The organism is Pseudomonas sp. 01L34, from assembly GCF_056400265.1.
Window position 1 is genome coordinate 324,593 of the sequence record NZ_JBFTSX010000003.1, and the last position, 17,461, is coordinate 342,053.

The following is a 17,461-nucleotide window of genomic DNA, read 5'->3' on the forward strand; positions in this document are numbered from 1 at the left end:
AGAGGAAAAGACGGTAAGTGTTCTTCCAGGCCTCGTAAGGCCGAGAACAAAAGTGGCTGGCATTATTGCAATTAATTCTTGTTAACAAAAGTAATAGCGTCTCTTTTTTTCTTCCATTGCTAGCTGCTTATCCATTTCGGGCGCTAGTCTGTACCTTTCTTGAGGGAGTCTTCTGATGTCCGCGCCTTCTGTTTTGATCGCCGGCTGCGGTGATGTCGGCAGCCGTCTGGCTACGCAATTGCTGGCAGGGCACTGGCAGGTTTATGGTCTGCGCCGCAATGTGTCGCGCTTGCCAGCCGGAGTGGTTGGCGTTGCGGGTGACCTGTTCAGCGCGCAATGCCCGGCTGACTGGCCGACCACGCCACTGGACTATCTGGTGTACAGCGCCGCTGCCACCGACCACGACGAGGCGGGCTATCGCGCCGCCTATGTCGAAGGCTTGCAGCATGTGCTGGGATGGTTGAAACAACATGGCCAGCAGCCAAAGCGCATTCTGTTTGTCTCCAGCAGCAGTGTTTACGGTCAGCAGGACGGTGAGTGGGTCGATGAAACCTCGCCGACGGTGGCGGGCGGTTATTCGGGGCGTTTGATGCTGGAAGCCGAGCAAGTGGCGCGTGATAGCGGCATCCCGGCCAGCATCGTGCGTCTGACCGGTATTTATGGTCCGGGTCGAGAGTGGCTACTGACTCAGGTTCGTCGCGGTTATCGCGTGGCGATCGATCCCCCGCTGTACGCCAATCGCATTCACGTCGACGACGCGGCGGGGTTGCTGGCGTTCCTGCTTGAGGCGGATCGGCGTGGAGTGGCGCTGGATGATGCTTATATAGGTGTCGATGATGCGCCTGCGCCAATGGCAGAGGTGGTGGGCTGGTTGCGTGAGTATCTGGGCGTGACCGAATGGGCCGATGATGCCAGTGTGCGTCGTGCCGGCAGCAAGCGCTGCAGCAATGCTCGGGCGAAGGCGTTGGGCTGGACGCCGCGCTATCCGAGTTTTCGCGAAGGTTATGCCGCGATCCTCGAAGGCCGCTGCTGACTTCCAGTCACCTCAAACCAAATGTGGGAGCAGGCTTGCTCGCGAAGGGGACATAACATTCAACATCATCGTTGATTGTTACACCGCTTTCGCGAGCAAGCCTGCTCCCACATGGGTTCTGCGTTGGCTTCAGGGCCGGCTTACTGCTTTTCGAGCAACCACTTGCGATCACCCGGTGTGAACGAAGGCATCTCGTCCGCCAGTGCAGTGTTCACCGTCTGGAAAATCTCCAGTTCTTTGCCCTTGCGCGCAAAGATCCAGGTATTGCCCTGGCCATTCAACTGCAGCCAGATGTTGTCGTTGCCGCCGCTCATCGACGCGCAATCGCCTGCCAGGCACAGGGCATAGCGATCTGCACCGGGCAGACCGGCGACCTGACCGTCTGCCTGGAACTGGACGGTGCTGCCTTCGCCCGGGCCGCTGAGGATTTTCCAGCTGCCGCCCATGTAAGCCGAATACAGCGCGCGCTCGAAACTAGCGCCAATAGGCGCTCCTTCCGGAACCTGGACCGATGCACGGTCGAAGACTTGCTCGGGCTCGTTGTCGTTGGCAGCCTGGTTCAGTCGCTTGCCATCACGCTTCAGCTCGCTGGCGGAGCTGCCATAAAAGTCGACATTCCAGGCGCCGGACTTTTCGCCCAGCAGCTTGCCTTCGACGTTTTCAAAACCATTGGTGTAGCGGGCCTGACCGGCCCTGGTGTTGACGTTCCATTCCAGATTCGGGCCATAGGCCTGGAGCGCTTCACGCAGGGGGCCGCCTTTGGATGCGGCATCGATCGCCACCTGGTTGATCCAGGTGCCGCTGATATCACGGTCGGCAGGGTTGCTGGCACATCCGCCCAAGAGTAGGGCGACCAGCGAGAGAGCTAGCGCGTGGCGCATGGTGGAATCCTTTCAGAACCCTTTGTACAAGATCAGTCGGCGCAGCCTCGCAAGGCTGCGCCAGACACATTACTCGATGACCAGAATGGCATCCATTTCAACCTGCGAACCCTTTGGCAGGGCTGCAACGCCGATGGCGGCGCGGGCTGGGTAAGGCTGGTCGAAGTACTTGCCCATGATCTCGTTGACCTTGGCGAAGTGGCTCAGGTCGGTGAGGAAAATGTTCAGTTTGACGATGTCTTTAAACGAACCACCGGCGGCTTCAGCCACGGCTTTGAGGTTCTCGAATACCTGGACGGTCTGGGCTTCGAAGCCTTCGACCAGTTCCATGGTTTTTGGGTCCAGAGGAATCTGACCCGACATGTACACGGTGTTGCCAGCCTTGATCGCCTGGGAGTAAGTACCGATGGCGGCCGGGGCCTTGTCGCTGTTGATAACGGTCTTGGTCATGTATGACTCCTTGTGAAGGGTGGGCTACGCGCGCATGCGGGTGATGCGGATGACCCCGGTCAGGGCGCGCAGTTTCTTGATCACGCGGGCCAGGTGCACGCGGTCGTGCACGCTGACCACCAGTTGGACCACGCTGATACGACCGTCGCGTTCGTCCATGCTGATTTTTTCGATATTGCCGTCGGCCGCGTTGACGCTGCTGGCCAGCAGGGCGATCAGGCCGCGCTGGTGTTCCAGTTCGACGCGCAGCTCGACGTTGAATTCGCCGGTGACATCCTTGGCCCACGAGAGCTGGATGCATTTTTCCGGGTTGTGGCGGATTTCGCTGATGTTGCGGCAGTTGTCCAGGTGCACCACCATCCCTTTGCCGGCGGACAGATGGCCAACGATCGGGTCGCCAGGGATCGGCGTGCAGCACTTGGCGTAACTGAGCACCAGGCCTTCGGTGCCGCGAATGGCCAGCGGACCTTCCGGGCTTGGCAGCTGTTCGCCTTCGCCGAGCAGGCGGCGGGCGACTACGTAAGCCATGCGATTGCCCAGTCCGATGTCTTCGAGCAGGTCTTCGATCAGTTCCAGGCGATATTCGTGGAGCATCAACTGCACACGCTCGGCCGGGACTTTTTCCAGCGAGCTGTCGAAACCGTTGAGCACCTTGTTCAGCAGGCGTTCGCCGAGGCTGATGGATTCGGAGCGGCGTTGCAGCTTAAGCGCATGGCGGATGTGGGTCCGCGCCTTGCCGGTGACCACGAAGTTGAGCCATGCCGGGTTCGGCCGTGCGCCGGGGGCGCTGACGATCTCGACCGTGGAGCCGCTTTGCAGCGGTTCGGACAGCGGCGCGAGACGACGGTTGATCCGGCAGGCAATGCAGCTGTTGCCCACGTCGGTGTGTACCGCGTAAGCGAAGTCGACCGCCGTGGAGCCTTTTGGAAGCTCCATGATCCGGCCCTTGGGCGTGAACACGTAGACCTCGTCCGGGAACAGGTCGATCTTCACGCTCTCGATGAATTCCAGCGAGTTGCCGGCCCGTTGCTGCATCTCCAGCACGCCTTTGACCCACTGGCGGGCGCGGGCATGAGTGCCTTTGGGCTGTTCGTCGCCGCTGGATTTGTACAGCCAATGGGCGGCGATGCCATTGTTGGCCATCTCTTCCATTTCACGGGTGCGGATCTGGATCTCGATCGGTACACCGTGCATGCCGAACAGCGTGGTATGCAGCGACTGGTAGCCGTTGGCCTTGGGGATCGCGATGTAATCCTTGAAGCGCCCCGGCAACGGTTTGTACAAATTATGCACAGCACCCAGCACGCGGTAGCAGGTATCGACCTTGTCGACGATGATCCGGAACGCATAAACGTCCATGATCTCGTTGAAGGCCCGACGCTTGCCGCGCATTTTCTTGTAGATGCCGTAGAGGTGTTTCTGACGACCGCTGACCTCACCCTGGATGCCGTCGATGGCCAGGCAGTGGCTGAGGGACTCTTCGATCTTGTTGACGATTTCCTTGCGGTTGCCCCGGGCGCGTTTGACTGCCTGGTTGATCCGCGCGGAACGCATCGGGTGCATGGCCTTGAAGCCGAGGTCTTCGAATTCTATGCGGATGGCGTGCATGCCCAGCCGGTTGGCGATGGGCGCATAGATTTCCAGGGTTTCCTTGGCGATCCGCCGGCGTTTTTCGCCGGACAGCACTTCCAGGGTACGCATGTTGTGCAGGCGGTCGGCCAGCTTGACCAGGATCACGCGAATATCGCGTGCCATGGCCATGGCCATTTTCTGGAAGTTTTCGGCCTGGGCTTCGGCTTTGGTCTCGAAGTTCATCTGGGTCAGTTTGCTGACCCCGTCGACCAGTTCGGCCACGGTTTCGCCGAACTGCGCTTGCAGCGCTTCCTTGGCAATACCGGTGTCTTCGATCACGTCATGCAGCATTGCAGCCATCAAGCTTTGATGGTCCATGTGCATGTCGGCAAGAATATTCGCCACCGCAAGAGGATGCGTGACGTACGCCTCACCGCTGCGGCGGCGTTGACCGTCGTGGGCTTGTTCGGCGTAGAAGTACGCTCGGCGGACCAGGTTGACCTGGTCCTTGCCGAGGTAGGTCGATAAGCGATCGGCGAGGGCGTCTATGCTCGGCATGATAATTCCTGCCGTTTGCTATGACCCCGCGCCGTGCTACGTCGACCAGGCATGGCTTATACTGCCTCGTTGGACTCGTCCTCGAACGCTGCGAACAGCGGTTCGTCTTCGACGATTTCAGCGTTGGCGATGAACTCGTAGCTCATCAGGCCTTCAGCGATTTCACGCAGCGCTACAACTGTAGGCTTGTCGTTTTCCCACTGAACCAGGGGCTCTTTGCCACCAGTGGCCAGTTGACGGGCACGCTTGGTAGAGAGCATGACCAGCTCAAAGCGGTTTTCCACGTGTTCTAGGCAGTCTTCAACGGTTACGCGGGCCATGGTATTCCTCGGAGCGAATGCAATATGCGCGCTGCCCGGTTGGGCGAGCGGACTCAACAGTTTAAAAAATCACCAGCGATTAGGGAAGCGCTGATTTTTTGACCAGGCTCTTCAACGCGCTATAAGCACCAATGTAAAGCCCTTGCAGCGGTTTTGGGAAGAGCTGATTAGCCGAGCAATTCAGCTAATAATTTGCCATGACGCTGCTGCTGACGCTTCTGATGCAGCTGATTGGCGCGGAAAATCGCCTTCAGGTCGTCCAGTGCGTGGGCGAAATTGTCGTTGATGATCAGGTAATCGTAGTCGACGTAATGGCTCATCTCGCTGACGGCTTCGCGCATCCGGCCTTCGATGATCTCGTCACTGTCCTGGCCGCGATTGGTCAGGCGTTGGTGCAGGGCCTCCAGGGACGGCGGCAGAATGAAGATCGAACGGGCCTGGGGCATCAACTTGCGCACTTGCTCTGCACCCTGCCAGTCAATTTCCAGAATCAGGTCGTGGCCTTCATCCAGGGTCTGCTGCAGGTGGCTTTGCGAAGTGCCATAGAGATTGCCAAACACTTCGGCGCGCTCGAGGAAATCTCCGTGCTCGATCATCTTCACGAACTCGCTGCGTTCGACGAAGTGATAGTTCACGCCGTTCACTTCACCAGGGCGCATGGCGCGGGTGGTGTGGGAGACCGAGACGCGGATCTCCTGATCAGCGTCGGTCAGGGCTTTGACCAGGCTGCTCTTGCCCGCACCCGAAGGTGCGGAAATGATGTACAGGGTGCCGGTACTGTGGGTCATGTCAGGTTTGCCTTACTCAATATTCTGTACTTGTTCGCGCATCTGCTCGATCAACACCTTGAGGTTGACCGCCGCTTGGGTGCTGCGCGGGTCGAAGGCTTTGGAGCCCAGTGTGTTGGCTTCGCGGTTGAGCTCCTGCATCAGGAAATCCAGGCGTCGACCGGCAGCGCCGCCGGATTTGAGCACCCGGCGAACTTCGATGATGTGAGTGCTCAGGCGATCCAGTTCTTCGGCGACGTCGCTCTTTTGCGCGAGCATGACCATTTCCTGCTCCAGGCGCTGCGGGTCGAGGTCGGCCTTCATGTCGGTGAAGCGGTCGAGGACTTTCTGACGCTGCGTGGCGAGCATCTGCGGGACCAGCTCACGCAGGATCACCACATCTTCTTCAATGGACGTCAGGCGTTCGTTGATCAACCGCGCCAGCTCCGCGCCTTCGCGCTCGCGGCCGGCCTTGAGTTCTTTCAGGCCTTGGTTGAACAGCGCCATGGCTTCGGCATTCAGCGCTTGCGGGTCGGCGGCGTCGGCCACCAGCACGCCGGGCCAGGCCAGGACTTCCAGCGGGTTCAGCGCGGCAGGGTTCTTGATCAGGCTGGCGACGGTCTCGGCGGCAGCGACCAATTGCGCGGCGCGCTCGCGGTCCACTTGCAGCGGTTTGCCAGTGCTTTCTTCGGTGAAACGCAGGGTGCATTCGAGCTTGCCCCGGGAAATTCCCTGGCGCAGGGCTTCGCGGACGGCGCCCTCGAGGTCGCGGAAAGATTCCGGCAGGCGCAGATGGGGTTCCAGGTAGCGGCTGTTGACCGAGCGCAGCTCCCAGCTCAGGGTGCCCTGGACGCCGGCTTTCTCGACGCGGGCGAAGGCGGTCATGCTGTGCACCATGGAGGTACCTCGCAATGCAGGTCGGCGCGTAACCCATGGTTCGCGGACCCGCTATCTGTGAATTAAAGCCGACAGGCAGCAAAGGCGCAGGATTGTAGCGCAGTGGGGCGGATGCGCCCAATCACACGCTGTGACAATGGGCTGCAGGCCGTCGGCTACGCTCTATTCAGAGCCTTCAATCGTCGGGTGATTTTTTTAGAAGTGCCCACTCGCGGCCCACGGCTCTATAATGCTCGGCAGTTTTCCGTCCCCCGTACAGGTAATCCCTATGAAACGTCCAAGTGGTCGCGCTGCCGATCAGCTCCGCTCGATCCGCATTACCCGCAACTACACCAAACACGCCGAGGGATCTGTACTGGTCGAGTTCGGTGATACCAAGGTCATCTGCACCGTCAGCGTCGAGAACGGCGTGCCGCGTTTCCTCAAGGGGCAGGGCCAGGGCTGGTTGACCGCTGAATACGGCATGCTGCCGCGCGCCACTGGCGAGCGTAACCAGCGTGAGGCGAGCCGCGGCAAGCAAGGTGGCCGCACTCTGGAAATCCAGCGGCTGATTGGTCGTTCCCTGCGCGCTGCGCTGGACATGTCCAAGCTGGGCGACGTCACCTTGTACGTCGACTGCGACGTGATCCAGGCTGATGGCGGCACCCGCACCGCGTCCATCACCGGCGCCATGGTTGCACTGGTCGATGCCTTGAAAGTGATCAAGAAGCGCGGCGGCCTCAAAGGTGGCGACCCGCTCAAGCAAATGATCGCTGCCGTTTCGGTAGGCATGTATCAGGGCGAACCTGTGCTTGACCTCGACTACCTGGAAGACTCGGCTGCCGAGACTGACCTCAACGTGGTGATGACCAGCACTGGTGGTTTCATCGAAGTCCAGGGCACTGCCGAAGGCGCACCGTTCCAGCCGGAAGAGCTGAACGCGATGCTGGCACTGGCGAAGAAAGGCATGATCGAGATTTTCGAACTGCAGAAGGCTGCACTGGCTGACTGATTGTTTTGATGTCCGGCAAAGGAGAGCGCCATGAGTGATGAACAGCAGTTGCTTCCCACCCCGAGCTCCGAGGCTCGCCAGTGGGCGATGTTTTGTCACCTCTCGGCGTTTCTCGGTGTCTGGTTTCCGTTCGGTCACCTGATCGGGCCGCTGATACTCTGGCAGTGGAAGCGTGAAGCCGACCCGTTCATCGATGCCCAAGGCAAAGAAGCGCTGAACTTTCAGATTACCGTGGCCCTGGTCTCGGGCATCTGTTACGTGCTGATGCTGGTGTTGATCGGTTTTGCGCTGCTGCCGCTGGTCCTGATCGGGGCGATGGTGCTGTGCATCATTGCCGGGCTCAAGGCCAATGACGGGGTGCCTTACCGCTATCCCTTCACCTGGCGGTTGATCAAATAACAGGCAGTAAAAATCAGCGCGCACAAAAAAGCCGACAGCAATGTCGGCTTTTTTGCATCTGCGAAAAGACGCTTAGATCGTCAGCGTCCAGTCGTAGTCCACGATCAACGGTGCGTGCTGCGAGAACCGTGGCTGACGTGGCAGGCGTGCGCTGCGTACGAAGCGGCGCAGGCCAGGGGTCAGCAACTGGTAGTCGAAACGCCAGCCCAGGTTGAGCATCTCGGCCTGTTCGTTGTCCGGCCACCAGCTGTACTGGTCGCCTTCGCGGCTGACTTCCCGCAGGGCGTCGACATAACCCATGTTGCCGACAATCTCGTCCATCCAGGCACGCTCAGGCGCCAGGAAGCCCGGGGATTGCTGGCTGTCGCGCCAGTTCTTGATATCCAGCTTCTGTTGCGCCACGTACAGCGAGCCACAATAAATGTACTCGCGACGTTTGCGTCGCTGTTTATCCAGATAACGGGCGAAGTCGTCCATTAGCTTGAACTTCTGGTTCAAGTCTTCATCGCCATTCTGCCCCGAAGGGAGCAGCAAGGTCGCGATGCTGACCTTGTCGAAATCGGCTTGCAGGTAGCGCCCGTAGCGGTCGGCCGTCTCGAAGCCGAGACCGCTGATGACAGCCTTCGGTTGCAACCGCGAGTACAAAGCCACGCCACCTTGGGCGGGAACTTCGGCTTCGCAGGCATAAAGGAAGTAGCCATCCAGTTGGAAGGCTGGATCGTCCAGTTCAAAGGCGGAGGCGCGGGTGTCCTGCAGGCAGATGACGTCGGCATTCTGTGCTTGCAGCCAACTGAGCAAACCACGCTCGACTGCAGCCTGAATACCATTGACGTTCACACTGATGATCCGCATAAGTGGCCCCAAAAATCGCGTGCGGGTATGATACACGGCGTCTACCTAATTAGCTAAATCCGTGGTATTTGGGGTTTTTTTCATGCAAGCGTATCAACGCGATTTCATTCGTTTTGCCATCGATCGCGGCGTTTTGCGCTTCGGTGAGTTCACCCTGAAGTCCGGGCGCACCAGTCCATACTTCTTCAATGCCGGCCTGTTCAACTCAGGGAAGGCCCTGGCACAGCTGGGCCGTTTCTATGCGGCAGCCATCGTCGAGAGCGGTATTTCCTTCGACGTACTGTTCGGCCCGGCCTACAAAGGCATCCCGTTGGCGGCAGCCACCGCCGTGGCACTGGCCGAACATCACGACCGTGACCTGCCATGGTGCTTCAATCGCAAGGAAGCCAAGGCCCACGGCGAAGGTGGCAGCCTGGTTGGCGCGCCATTGACTGGCGACGTGCTGATCATCGACGACGTGATCACCGCGGGCACCGCCATCCGCGAAGTGATGCAGATCATCGCTTCCCAGGACGGCGCCAAAGCTGCCGGTGTGCTGATCGCCCTGAACCGTCAGGAGCGTGGCAATGGTGAGTTGTCGGCCATCCAGGAAGTGGAACGTGACTTCGGCATTCCGGTGATCAGCATCGTTTCGCTGAACCAGGTGCTGGAGTTCCTGGCTGACGATCCGCAGCTCAAGCAACATTTGCCTGCGGTTGAAGCCTACCGCGCCCAGTTCGGCGTGTAATCACGCTCCCACAGGGATTGCAGACAGCAAAAGACCCCGCTCAGCATGTTGAGCGGGGTCTTTTGTTTATGTATGGCCCAGTCCCCCAGCATTATTTTTTGCTGGTGCTGCTGAATGTCTCGGCTTTTTTGATCCCGCTGGGTTCATTGGTTTTCTCCGGGTACGGATCAGCCACAGCATCGCCCTGGCCAGTCAGAATTCTCCAGCCATGACGGGTGTGTGCGGTCTTGCGGAGTTGCGGGCAGGGCGGCATCGATGTTTTGCCCTGATTCGAGTATTCGTGACCGCAATCGACACAGGCATAGGTGCCAGGTGAAACATCGCTGTCGTAAGGGACGTAGTCTTTTTGCATGGGTAGACCTCCTGTGGATTCAGAGAAGATCCTATGCAGATTGCTTCCTTCGTGAAGTCGGACGTTTCGCCCAATCAGGTCAGGCATTTCCGGCGCGCATAAAAAAGATCGCAGACTTCGTCAGCTCCTACAGGTTTTTCGTACATCCGAAATCCGTAGGTGCTGCCGAAGGCTGCGATCTTTTTAAGGTTTTGAATCAGGGACGCTTGCGATTGCTGATCAGCGTACCCACACCGGTGTCGGTGAAGATTTCCAGCAGAATTGCATTTGGCACCCGACCATCAATGATCAGCGAGCTGCCCACGCCACCCTGTACCGCTTCCAGCGCGCAACGGATCTTCGGCAGCATGCCGCCGTAGATGGTGCCGTCGGCGATCAGGTCGTCGACTTGCTGGGTGCTCAGGCCGGTCAGGACCTTGCCGCTCTTGTCCATCAGGCCGGCAATGTTGGTCAGCAGCATCAGCTTCTCAGCTTTCAGAGCCTCGGCCACTTTACCGGCCACCAGATCGGCGTTGATGTTGTACGACTCGCCGTTGGCACCGACGCCGATCGGCGCGATCACCGGAATGAAATCGCCTTTGACCAGCAGGTTCAGCAGGTCGGTGTTGATCCCGACCACTTCGCCGACGTGGCCGATGTCGATGATTTCCGGCTGGGTCATCTCAGGGGTCTGGCGGGTGACGGTGAGCTTCTTCGCGCGAATCAGCTCGGCGTCTTTACCGGTCAGGCCGATGGCGCTGCCGCCGTGACGGTTGATCAGGTTGACGATGTCCTTGTTGACCTGGCCGCCGAGGACCATTTCCACCACGTCCATGGTCGCGGCGTCGGTGACGCGCATGCCATCGACAAAGTGGCTCTCGATCGACAGTCGCTTGAGCAGGTCGCCGATTTGCGGGCCGCCGCCGTGAACCACCACCGGGTTGATGCCCACGGCTTTCATCAGCACGATGTCGCGGGCGAAGCCGGTTTTCAGCTCCTCGCTTTCCATCGCGTTGCCGCCGTATTTGATCACCAGCGTCTTGCCGACATAGCGGCGAATGTAAGGCAGCGCTTCGGACAGGACCTTGGCGGTGTTGGCGGCGGCTTCGCGTTCGAGGGTCATTCAGGGCTCCGGGTGCTTCAATAGATCAAAACGGTAGTTGGAGATCAGGTGCAACGCGCTTCAGCTGGACGTGGAATACATCCTTGATGCGCTGCAATTCAGCCTCGTCATCGGCCTCGAAGCGCAGCACCAGCACCGGTGTGGTGTTGGAGGCGCGAACCAGGCCCCAGCCTTTGGCATAGTCGACTCGCACGCCGTCAATGGTGGTCAGGTCGGCGCCTTCACCCCACTGTGCGTCGTGCAGTGCATCAATGATGCTGAATTTGCTCTCTTCGGTCACATGGATATTGATTTCCGGCGTAGAAATATCGTTCGGGAAGGTCGCGAACAACTCTTCCGCAGTGGATTTCTCTTTGCTGAGGATCTCCAGCAGCCGCGCAGCGCTGTAAATGCCGTCGTCGAAACCGAACCAGCGCTCCTTGAAGAAGATATGCCCGCTCATTTCGCCGGCCAACAGGGCGCCGGATTGTTTCATTTTCTTTTTGATCAGCGAGTGACCTGTTTTCCACATCAGTGGGCGACCGCCATATTCTTTGATCAGCGGGATCAGGCGACGGGTGCATTTGACGTCGAAGATGATTTCCGCGTCGGGGTTGCGTGCTACCACATCCTTGGCGAACAGCATCAGCAGGCGGTCCGGGAACACGACGCTGCCGGTGTTGGTGACCACGCCTACGCGGTCGCCATCGCCGTCGAAGGCCAGGCCCAGGTCGGCGTTGGTTTCCTTGACCTTGGCGATCAGGTCTACCAGGTTTTCCAGCTTGCCCGGGTCCGGGTGATGGTTCGGGAAGTTGCCATCGACATCGCAGAACAGCGGGATGACTTCGCAGTTCAGGGCTTCGATCAGTTGCGGGGCAATCACGCCGGCCGCGCCGTTGCCGCAATCGACCACCACTTTCAGGCGGCGGGCGAGTTTGATGTCCTGGACGATTTCGGTGTTGTAGCGGTCGAGGATCTCGACCTTGGTGATGCTGCCCTTGCCGCTGCTCAGGTTGTTGGTCTTGAGGCGGTCGTGCAGGGCCTGGATCTGTTCGTTGGCCAGGGTATCGCCAGCTATGACGATCTTGAAGCCGTTGTAGTTCGACGGGTTGTGGCTGCCGGTGAGCATCACCCCGGATTTGCCGGCCAGTACGTTGGCGGCGTAGTACAGCGCTGGCGTTGGCACCAGGCCGACGTCGCTGACGTGGCAACCGCTGTCGGCCAGGCCCTGAATCAGTTGTTCCACCAGTTCCGGGCCGGACAGGCGACCGTCGCGGCCGACGGACACATTGGGCTCGCCCTGGGCCAGGCTCTGGGAGCCGATGGCGCGACCGAGCCAATAAGCGGTTTCAGCGTTCAAGAATTCCGGGACGGTGCCGCGAATGTCGTAGGCGCGGAAGATGCTGTCGGGGAACTTGGGTGCGACTTGGGCTGGGGTGCTCATCTGTAGGAATGCTCCATCTCGAAAGTGGCTGGACCTGCCGGCGAAGAACTCGTCGGCTGGCTCGGACTGAAGGGTATGACGGCGTTTTCCGCAGAGAGTTCGTGGTGCGAAAAGGCCATGCCACCAATGTCGACGAGTATTGGGTCGATCAATGCCTTGATTTTCAGTGGTAAACCTTCCAGATGACGTCTGTGTGATTTGTGGCGAGGGAGCTTGCTCCCGCTTGAGTGTGCAGCACTCACAAAGTCGGCAATTGTTGCCAGAATCATGGGGCCGCTACGCTTTCCAGCGCGAGCAAGCTCACTCGCCACAGGGGGCATATCAGTGGCTGCCGGAATGTCCGAAGCCGCCGGTGCCGCGCTGGGTTTCGACAAACTCTTCGACCATTTCGAAGTGCGCTTGAACCACTGGTACCAGAACAAGTTGTGCGAGGCGTTCGCCAACGACCATGTTGAAATCGGTCTGGCCACGGTTCCAGCACGACACCATCAGCGGGCCCTGGTAATCGGAGTCGATCAGGCCGACCAGGTTGCCCAGCACGATGCCGTGCTTATGGCCCAGGCCGGAGCGCGGCAGAATCAAGGCCGCCAGGCCCGGATCGCCGATATACACCGACAGGCCGGTAGGGATCAGCAGGGTCTCGCCCGGCTTGATGACAGTGTCTTTTTCCAGCATGGCGCGCAGGTCGAGGCCGGCGGAGCCGGGCGTGGCGTACTGCGGCAGCGGAAATTCGCTGCCGATGCGTGGGTCGAGGATCTTGGCTTGCAAAGCGTGCATGTAAATTAAACCTGGTTCAGACGTTCGGCGATAAAAGTGATCAGCTGGCGGGCAATCTTGCCTTTGCTGGTCTGGGCAAAAATAGTGGCGTGCAGCTCACGGTCGATCACGCTGCAGGCGTTTTCTTCGCTGTTGAAGCCAATACTCGGGTTGGCGACGTCGTTGGCGACGATCAGATCGAGGTTCTTGTCTTTCAACTTGCGGGCAGCGTAGTCGAGCAGGTGTTCGGTTTCGGCGGCAAAGCCGACACTGAACGGACGGTCGGGACGGGTGGCGATGGTGGCCAGAATGTCTGGGTTGCGTACCATCTGTAGCAACAAGCCGTCGCCGCTTGTAGGGTCTTTCTTGAGTTTCTGTGGGGCCACGACTTCCGGACGGTAGTCCGCGACCGCTGCCGAGGCGATGAACAGGTCGCAAGGAATCGCGGCTTCACAAGCGGCGAGCATGTCCCGGGCGCTGACCACGTCGATGCGTGTGACGCGATCCGGGGTCGGCAGGTGCACGGGGCCGGTGATCAGGGTCACGCGGGCGCCGGCTTCTACCGCGGCTTCGGCCAGGGCAAAGCCCATTTTGCCGGAGCTGTGGTTGGTGATGTAGCGCACCGGGTCGATGTTTTCCTGGGTCGGGCCGGCGGTGATCAGCACGTGTTTGCCGGTCAGCGCTTGGCGCTGGAAGCAGTCTGCCGCGCACTGGGCGAGGTCGGTGGCTTCGAGCATGCGGCCCATGCCGACGTCGCCGCAGGCCTGGCTGCCGGAGGCCGGGCCGAAGACTTTGAAGTCGCGGCTTTCGAGGGTTTGCAGGTTGGCCTGGGTCGCCGGGTCGCGCCACATGGCTTGATTCATCGCCGGCGCCACGGCGACTACCGCGTCGGTGGCCAGCACCAGCGTGGTCAGCAGGTCGTCGGCAATGCCTTGGGCCAGGCGAGCGATCAGGTCCGCAGTGGCGGGGGCGATCAATACCAGGTCGGCCCATTTGGCCAGTTCGATGTGACCCATGGCGGCTTCGGCCGCCGGGTCCAGCAGGTCCAGGTGGACCGGGTGCCCGGACAGGGCCTGCATGGTCAGCGGGGTAATGAATTCGCTGCCGCCACGGGTCATGACCACGCGCACTTCGGCGCCCTGGTCGATCAGGCGGCGAACCAGCTCGGCGCTCTTGTAGGCAGCAATGCCGCCGCCGACGCCCAGAACGATGCGTTTCCGATACAGCCGCTGCATAGGTCTGCCTTTCATTTCGTTGATGACTGCATGGCGATACCCCCTCCCCAGGGGTGAAATCGCCCGCAAAAAAGATGGGCTACGATATCACAGCGACCGCTACGGAACAGCGGCGCCCACTTACATGGAGGTGTTATGAGCATTCGCGATTGGCCAGCGGCGGAGCGACCGCGGGAGAGGTTACTTGAGTTGGGTTCGGCGAGTCTTTCGGACGCCGAGTTGCTAGCGATTTTTTTACGCACCGGTGTATCGGGTAAAAGTGCAGTAGATCTGGCACGGCATCTGTTGAGTCAGTTTGGCAGCCTGCGTTCACTGCTCGAAGCCGATCAAACTGCGTTCAGCAGGCAATTGGGGCTCGGGCCGGCGAAATTCGCTCAGTTGCAAGCGGCACAGGAAATGGGCAGGCGGCATTTAGCCGAACGTGCGCGCCAGAAATCGGCACTGGAAAATCCGCAGGCGGTTCGTGATTACCTGAAGTCGATGCTGCGCCACGAGCCTCACGAGGTATTCGGCTGTCTGTTTCTGGATTCAAAACATCAAGTGCTGACCTTTGAAGTGCTGTTTCGCGGCTCCATCGACAGTACCAGTGTCTATCCAAGACAAGTGGTTAAACGCGCTTTGGCCCACAACGCCGCAGCGTTGATCCTCTGCCACAACCATCCGTCGGGTAACTCCAATCCCAGTCAAGCCGACCGGATGCTGACCAAGCGCCTGCAAGAAGCGCTGGACCTGATCGATGTGCGGGTGCTCGATCATTTCATCGTCGGTGATGGCGATCCGTTGTCCATGGCCGAGTACGGGTGGATGTGAAGAGGAAAGGCTAGATGAGTCACTGTGGGAGCGAGCCTGCTCCCACGGCTTTTGTGGTGACGCTGATTACTTGAAGTTGACCTTGGAGTAATCCTGCCGGCCAAACGGGCTGACGCGATAACCCTCGACGTCTTTGCGCGTCAGGGCGAAGGCCGTGGGGTGGGCCAGTGGCAGCCACAATGCCTGTTGCTGTATTTGCGCCTGGGCCTGTTCGTAGAGCTTGGTGCGTACACCTTGCTCGCCAGTGGTCTTGCCGGCGCTGATCAGCTTGTCCAGATCCTGGTTGCAGTAACGGGCGAAGTTGGTGCCGGCTTTGATCGCCGCGCAGGAAAACTGCGGCGTGAGGAAGTTGTCCGGGTCACCGTTGTCGCCGGCCCAGCCCATGAACAGCAGGTCATGCTCGCCGGCCTTGGCGCGGCGAATCAGTTCGCCCCATTCGATCACGCGGATCTCTGCTTGAATGCCGATTTCCGCCAGGTCGGACTGAAGCAATTGCGCACCGAGGCTCGGGTTGGGGTTCAGCAGGCTGCCGGAAGGACGGGTCCAGATGGTGGTCTGAAAACCGTTCTTGAGCCCGGCCTTGGCCATTAATGCCCGGGCTTTCTCGACATCATGCGGGTAGCCCGGCAAGTTTTTGGCATAGCTCCAGGTGTTGGGTGGGTAGGGCCCATTGGCAGGCTCGGCGGTGTCTTCGAATACGGCTTTGAGGTAATTGGCCTTGTCGAACGCCAGGTTGATTGCCTGGCGCACTTCCGGCTTGTCCAGCGGCGGATGTTGGCTGTTGATGCCGACGAATGCGGTCATGAAGGCGTCAGTCTTTTCCACCTTCAGGGTCGGCTCCTGCTTCGCAGCCTGCACGTCCAGCGGTTTCGGCGACAGGGCGATCTGACACTCGTTGCGGCGCAATTTCTGCAAGCGCACGTTGGCGTCCGGGGTGATCGCGAAGATCAACGGGTCCACCGATGGCTTGCCCTGGAAGTAGTCGCGGTTGGCCTTGTAGCGAATCGAGGCATCTTTCTGGAAACGCGTGAAGATGAACGGGCCGCTACCGATCGGCTGGCTGTTGAGCTTCTCCGGAGTGCCGGCCTTCATCAGTTGCTCGGCGTACTCGGCCGAATAGATCGAGGCGAAGCCCATGGTCAGGGTCGGCAGGAACGTCGAGTCCGGGTGATCGAGGGTGAAGCGGATGGTGAGTGGGTCCAGGGCGTCGATCTTTTTGATCAGTGTCGGTAACTGCATCGATTGAGCGTGTGGGAAGCCACTCTGGGCTACTTTGTGCCACGGGTTCGCCGGGTCGAGCATGCGGTCGAAGCTGAACTTGACGTCTTCGGCGGTCAGGTCGCGCGTCGGGCTGAAGTACTCGGTGTGGTGAAATTTCACCTGCGGGTGCAATTTGAAAACGTAAGTCAGGCCGTCCGGCGTGACTTCCCAGCTGTCCGCGAGGCTGGCGACCACTTTGCCGCTGGCCGTGTCGAAGTCCACCAGGCGGTTCATCAGCACGTCGGCCGAGGCGTTGGTGGTGGTCAGCGAGTTGTATTGCACCACGTCGAACCCTTCCGGGCTGGCCTCGGTGCAGACGCTCAGGGCGGCTGCATGGGCCAGGGGGCTCAGTAGAAGCGGTGCGAGCAGCAGCGGTAGGGCAGCGAGGCGCATGGTTGGATTCCTTTACAGATGAAGGCCCATCTGCAAGTGCAGTCTGGAAAAGGCCTACCCTAGTGGGCTCTTTTGCAAATGACTATCCCCTTTTTCATTTTCAGGGGAGTATGGGCGATTGTTTTCGGTGAGTGACGGTTGAGAAAAACCCTGAATTGTCCCGTTGGCCGATTCTCTGCGACGAGCGGTCGCTATCGGGCTTAGCCTTTGCCCAAGGCGCTCGGCGCCCGAAAAAACGGGTTTTTATCAACTCAATTCACACCGGTTGTTGTTGCTCTCTGGTCTTTCTGGTATAAAGCAGCGCTCTTTTCTAGGGGCCCGGTTCCTTCGTTTGTAGGTGTAGCCGGTAAGACCCTTAAAGAAACGCGGCGCCTGGCGCCAAATGACTGAGAGATTAAGCGGCCAACCCATGCCGGGTTGGGCATGTGGTTTTAGAGGGCTGAGGCATGTCGAGAGTCTGTCAAGTTACCGGTAAGGGTCCGGTGACTGGGAATAACATTTCCCACGCAAACAACAAAACCCGTCGTCGTTTCCTGCCGAACCTGCAGCATCACCGCTTCTGGGTTGAGTCCGAGAAACGTTTTGTGCGTCTGCGCGTATCTGCCAAAGGCATGCGTATCATCGACAAGCGTGGCATTGATGTCGTGCTGGCCGAAATCCGTCGCGATGGCAAGATCTAAGGG

18 protein-coding genes and 1 pseudogene are annotated in these 17,461 nt (G+C 59.6%); 6 read left to right on the plus strand and 13 right to left on the minus strand.

Annotated features, from left to right (window positions below; all coding sequences use genetic code 11):
- Positions 1 to 175 precede the first annotated feature (175 nt).
- Positions 176 to 1,033, plus strand: coding sequence for an SDR family oxidoreductase (locus AC1DQM_RS10015; RefSeq protein ID WP_477746119.1), 858 nt, complete (start codon positions 176 to 178; stop codon positions 1,031 to 1,033).
- Positions 1,034 to 1,173: 140 nt separating this feature from the next.
- Here the strand turns inward: AC1DQM_RS10015 and AC1DQM_RS10020 are convergent, their stop codons facing one another.
- The 6 genes from AC1DQM_RS10020 to AC1DQM_RS10045 all read right to left on the minus strand — a co-directional run bounded on the left by AC1DQM_RS10020 (position 1,174) and on the right by AC1DQM_RS10045 (position 6,478).
- Positions 1,174 to 1,914, minus strand: a complete 741-nt coding sequence (locus tag AC1DQM_RS10020) for a hypothetical protein (RefSeq protein WP_018927479.1) — start codon at positions 1,912 to 1,914, stop codon at positions 1,174 to 1,176.
- Between the two features lie 69 nt (positions 1,915 to 1,983).
- Positions 1,984 to 2,364: a RidA family protein gene (locus AC1DQM_RS10025; RefSeq protein WP_003177257.1), complete on the minus strand. Its 381-nt coding sequence runs from the start codon at positions 2,362 to 2,364 to the stop codon at positions 1,984 to 1,986.
- A gap of 24 nt (positions 2,365 to 2,388) precedes the next feature.
- On the minus strand, positions 2,389 to 4,494 hold the full coding sequence (gene spoT, locus AC1DQM_RS10030) for a bifunctional GTP diphosphokinase/guanosine-3',5'-bis pyrophosphate 3'-pyrophosphohydrolase (RefSeq protein ID WP_007934594.1): 2,106 nt from the start codon (positions 4,492 to 4,494) through the stop codon (positions 2,389 to 2,391).
- A gap of 56 nt (positions 4,495 to 4,550) precedes the next feature.
- The gene (rpoZ, locus tag AC1DQM_RS10035; RefSeq protein WP_003177259.1) at positions 4,551 to 4,814 is read right to left on the minus strand and encodes a DNA-directed RNA polymerase subunit omega; all 264 of its coding nucleotides are present in this window, start codon (positions 4,812 to 4,814) and stop codon (positions 4,551 to 4,553) included.
- A 167-nt stretch (positions 4,815 to 4,981) separates the two neighbouring features.
- Positions 4,982 to 5,602, minus strand: coding sequence for a guanylate kinase (gmk, locus tag AC1DQM_RS10040; protein ID WP_018927481.1), 621 nt, complete (start codon positions 5,600 to 5,602; stop codon positions 4,982 to 4,984).
- 12 nt (positions 5,603 to 5,614) lie between these two features.
- A complete protein-coding gene (locus AC1DQM_RS10045) occupies positions 5,615 to 6,478 on the minus strand; it encodes a YicC/YloC family endoribonuclease (protein ID WP_018927482.1) in 864 nt (287 codons plus the stop codon).
- A 268-nt stretch (positions 6,479 to 6,746) separates the two neighbouring features.
- Here AC1DQM_RS10045 and rph point away from each other — a divergent pair, with 268 nt between their 5' ends.
- Entirely contained in the window at positions 6,747 to 7,469 is a 723-nt protein-coding gene (gene rph / locus AC1DQM_RS10050; RefSeq protein WP_007934600.1) for a ribonuclease PH, read from the plus strand.
- Positions 7,470 to 7,499: 30 nt separating this feature from the next.
- Positions 7,500 to 7,868: a DUF4870 domain-containing protein gene (locus tag AC1DQM_RS10055; RefSeq protein WP_018927483.1), complete on the plus strand. Its 369-nt coding sequence runs from the start codon at positions 7,500 to 7,502 to the stop codon at positions 7,866 to 7,868.
- Positions 7,869 to 7,940: 72 nt separating this feature from the next.
- On the opposite strand, the gene AC1DQM_RS10060 is transcribed toward AC1DQM_RS10055, so the two are convergent.
- The gene (locus tag AC1DQM_RS10060) at positions 7,941 to 8,720 is read right to left on the minus strand and encodes an exodeoxyribonuclease III (RefSeq protein ID WP_007934608.1); all 780 of its coding nucleotides are present in this window, start codon (positions 8,718 to 8,720) and stop codon (positions 7,941 to 7,943) included.
- An 82-nt stretch (positions 8,721 to 8,802) separates the two neighbouring features.
- Between AC1DQM_RS10060 and pyrE the strand changes: the two genes are divergently transcribed.
- On the plus strand, positions 8,803 to 9,447 hold the full coding sequence (pyrE, locus tag AC1DQM_RS10065; RefSeq protein WP_018927484.1) for an orotate phosphoribosyltransferase: 645 nt from the start codon (positions 8,803 to 8,805) through the stop codon (positions 9,445 to 9,447).
- A gap of 91 nt (positions 9,448 to 9,538) precedes the next feature.
- On the opposite strand, the gene AC1DQM_RS10070 is transcribed toward pyrE, so the two are convergent.
- From AC1DQM_RS10070 to coaBC, 5 genes and pseudogenes are all read right to left on the minus strand, one after another.
- Positions 9,539 to 9,799, minus strand: a complete 261-nt coding sequence (locus AC1DQM_RS10070) for a hypothetical protein (RefSeq protein WP_477746120.1) — start codon at positions 9,797 to 9,799, stop codon at positions 9,539 to 9,541.
- 196 nt (positions 9,800 to 9,995) lie between these two features.
- Positions 9,996 to 10,901, minus strand: a complete 906-nt coding sequence (gene argB / locus AC1DQM_RS10075; protein WP_018927486.1) for an acetylglutamate kinase — start codon at positions 10,899 to 10,901, stop codon at positions 9,996 to 9,998.
- Positions 10,902 to 10,926: 25 nt separating this feature from the next.
- Positions 10,927 to 12,303: pseudogene (locus AC1DQM_RS10080) on the minus strand (phosphomannomutase/phosphoglucomutase); the annotation flags it as partial.
- Positions 12,304 to 12,645: 342 nt separating this feature from the next.
- Positions 12,646 to 13,101, minus strand: coding sequence for a dUTP diphosphatase (gene dut, locus AC1DQM_RS10085; protein WP_018927488.1), 456 nt, complete (start codon positions 13,099 to 13,101; stop codon positions 12,646 to 12,648).
- 5 nt (positions 13,102 to 13,106) lie between these two features.
- Positions 13,107 to 14,315: a bifunctional phosphopantothenoylcysteine decarboxylase/phosphopantothenate--cysteine ligase CoaBC gene (gene coaBC, locus AC1DQM_RS10090; RefSeq protein ID WP_019650096.1), complete on the minus strand. Its 1,209-nt coding sequence runs from the start codon at positions 14,313 to 14,315 to the stop codon at positions 13,107 to 13,109.
- A gap of 135 nt (positions 14,316 to 14,450) precedes the next feature.
- Here coaBC and radC point away from each other — a divergent pair, with 135 nt between their 5' ends.
- Positions 14,451 to 15,125, plus strand: a complete 675-nt coding sequence (gene radC, locus AC1DQM_RS10095; protein WP_086944350.1) for a RadC family protein — start codon at positions 14,451 to 14,453, stop codon at positions 15,123 to 15,125.
- 66 nt (positions 15,126 to 15,191) lie between these two features.
- Here the strand turns inward: radC and AC1DQM_RS10100 are convergent, their stop codons facing one another.
- The gene (locus AC1DQM_RS10100) at positions 15,192 to 16,778 is read right to left on the minus strand and encodes an ABC transporter substrate-binding protein (RefSeq protein ID WP_477746121.1); all 1,587 of its coding nucleotides are present in this window, start codon (positions 16,776 to 16,778) and stop codon (positions 15,192 to 15,194) included.
- A gap of 446 nt (positions 16,779 to 17,224) precedes the next feature.
- Between AC1DQM_RS10100 and rpmB the strand changes: the two genes are divergently transcribed.
- The gene (rpmB, locus tag AC1DQM_RS10105) at positions 17,225 to 17,458 is read left to right on the plus strand and encodes a 50S ribosomal protein L28 (RefSeq protein WP_018927492.1); all 234 of its coding nucleotides are present in this window, start codon (positions 17,225 to 17,227) and stop codon (positions 17,456 to 17,458) included.
- Positions 17,459 to 17,461 lie beyond the last annotated feature (3 nt).

Coding starts and splice junctions, on each gene's coding strand:
- AC1DQM_RS10020 (WP_018927479.1), bottom strand. CDS start 1,914: ATGCGCCACGCGCTAGCTCTCTCGCTGGTCGCCCTACTCTTGGGCGGA.
- AC1DQM_RS10055 (WP_018927483.1), top strand. CDS start 7,500: ATGAGTGATGAACAGCAGTTGCTTCCCACCCCGAGCTCCGAGGCTCGC.
- AC1DQM_RS10100 (WP_477746121.1), bottom strand. CDS start 16,778: ATGCGCCTCGCTGCCCTACCGCTGCTGCTCGCACCGCTTCTACTGAGC.
- spoT (WP_007934594.1), bottom strand. CDS start 4,494: ATGCCGAGCATAGACGCCCTCGCCGATCGCTTATCGACCTACCTCGGC.
- rpoZ (WP_003177259.1), bottom strand. CDS start 4,814: ATGGCCCGCGTAACCGTTGAAGACTGCCTAGAACACGTGGAAAACCGC.
- coaBC (WP_019650096.1), bottom strand. CDS start 14,315: ATGCAGCGGCTGTATCGGAAACGCATCGTTCTGGGCGTCGGCGGCGGC.
- AC1DQM_RS10060 (WP_007934608.1), bottom strand. CDS start 8,720: ATGCGGATCATCAGTGTGAACGTCAATGGTATTCAGGCTGCAGTCGAG.
- rpmB (WP_018927492.1), top strand. CDS start 17,225: ATGTCGAGAGTCTGTCAAGTTACCGGTAAGGGTCCGGTGACTGGGAAT.
- gmk (WP_018927481.1), bottom strand. CDS start 5,602: ATGACCCACAGTACCGGCACCCTGTACATCATTTCCGCACCTTCGGGT.
- AC1DQM_RS10025 (WP_003177257.1), bottom strand. CDS start 2,364: ATGACCAAGACCGTTATCAACAGCGACAAGGCCCCGGCCGCCATCGGT.
- rph (WP_007934600.1), top strand. CDS start 6,747: ATGAAACGTCCAAGTGGTCGCGCTGCCGATCAGCTCCGCTCGATCCGC.
- pyrE (WP_018927484.1), top strand. CDS start 8,803: ATGCAAGCGTATCAACGCGATTTCATTCGTTTTGCCATCGATCGCGGC.
- AC1DQM_RS10015 (WP_477746119.1), top strand. CDS start 176: ATGTCCGCGCCTTCTGTTTTGATCGCCGGCTGCGGTGATGTCGGCAGC.
- dut (WP_018927488.1), bottom strand. CDS start 13,101: ATGCACGCTTTGCAAGCCAAGATCCTCGACCCACGCATCGGCAGCGAA.
- argB (WP_018927486.1), bottom strand. CDS start 10,901: ATGACCCTCGAACGCGAAGCCGCCGCCAACACCGCCAAGGTCCTGTCC.
- AC1DQM_RS10045 (WP_018927482.1), bottom strand. CDS start 6,478: ATGGTGCACAGCATGACCGCCTTCGCCCGCGTCGAGAAAGCCGGCGTC.
- AC1DQM_RS10070 (WP_477746120.1), bottom strand. CDS start 9,799: ATGCAAAAAGACTACGTCCCTTACGACAGCGATGTTTCACCTGGCACC.
- radC (WP_086944350.1), top strand. CDS start 14,451: ATGAGCATTCGCGATTGGCCAGCGGCGGAGCGACCGCGGGAGAGGTTA.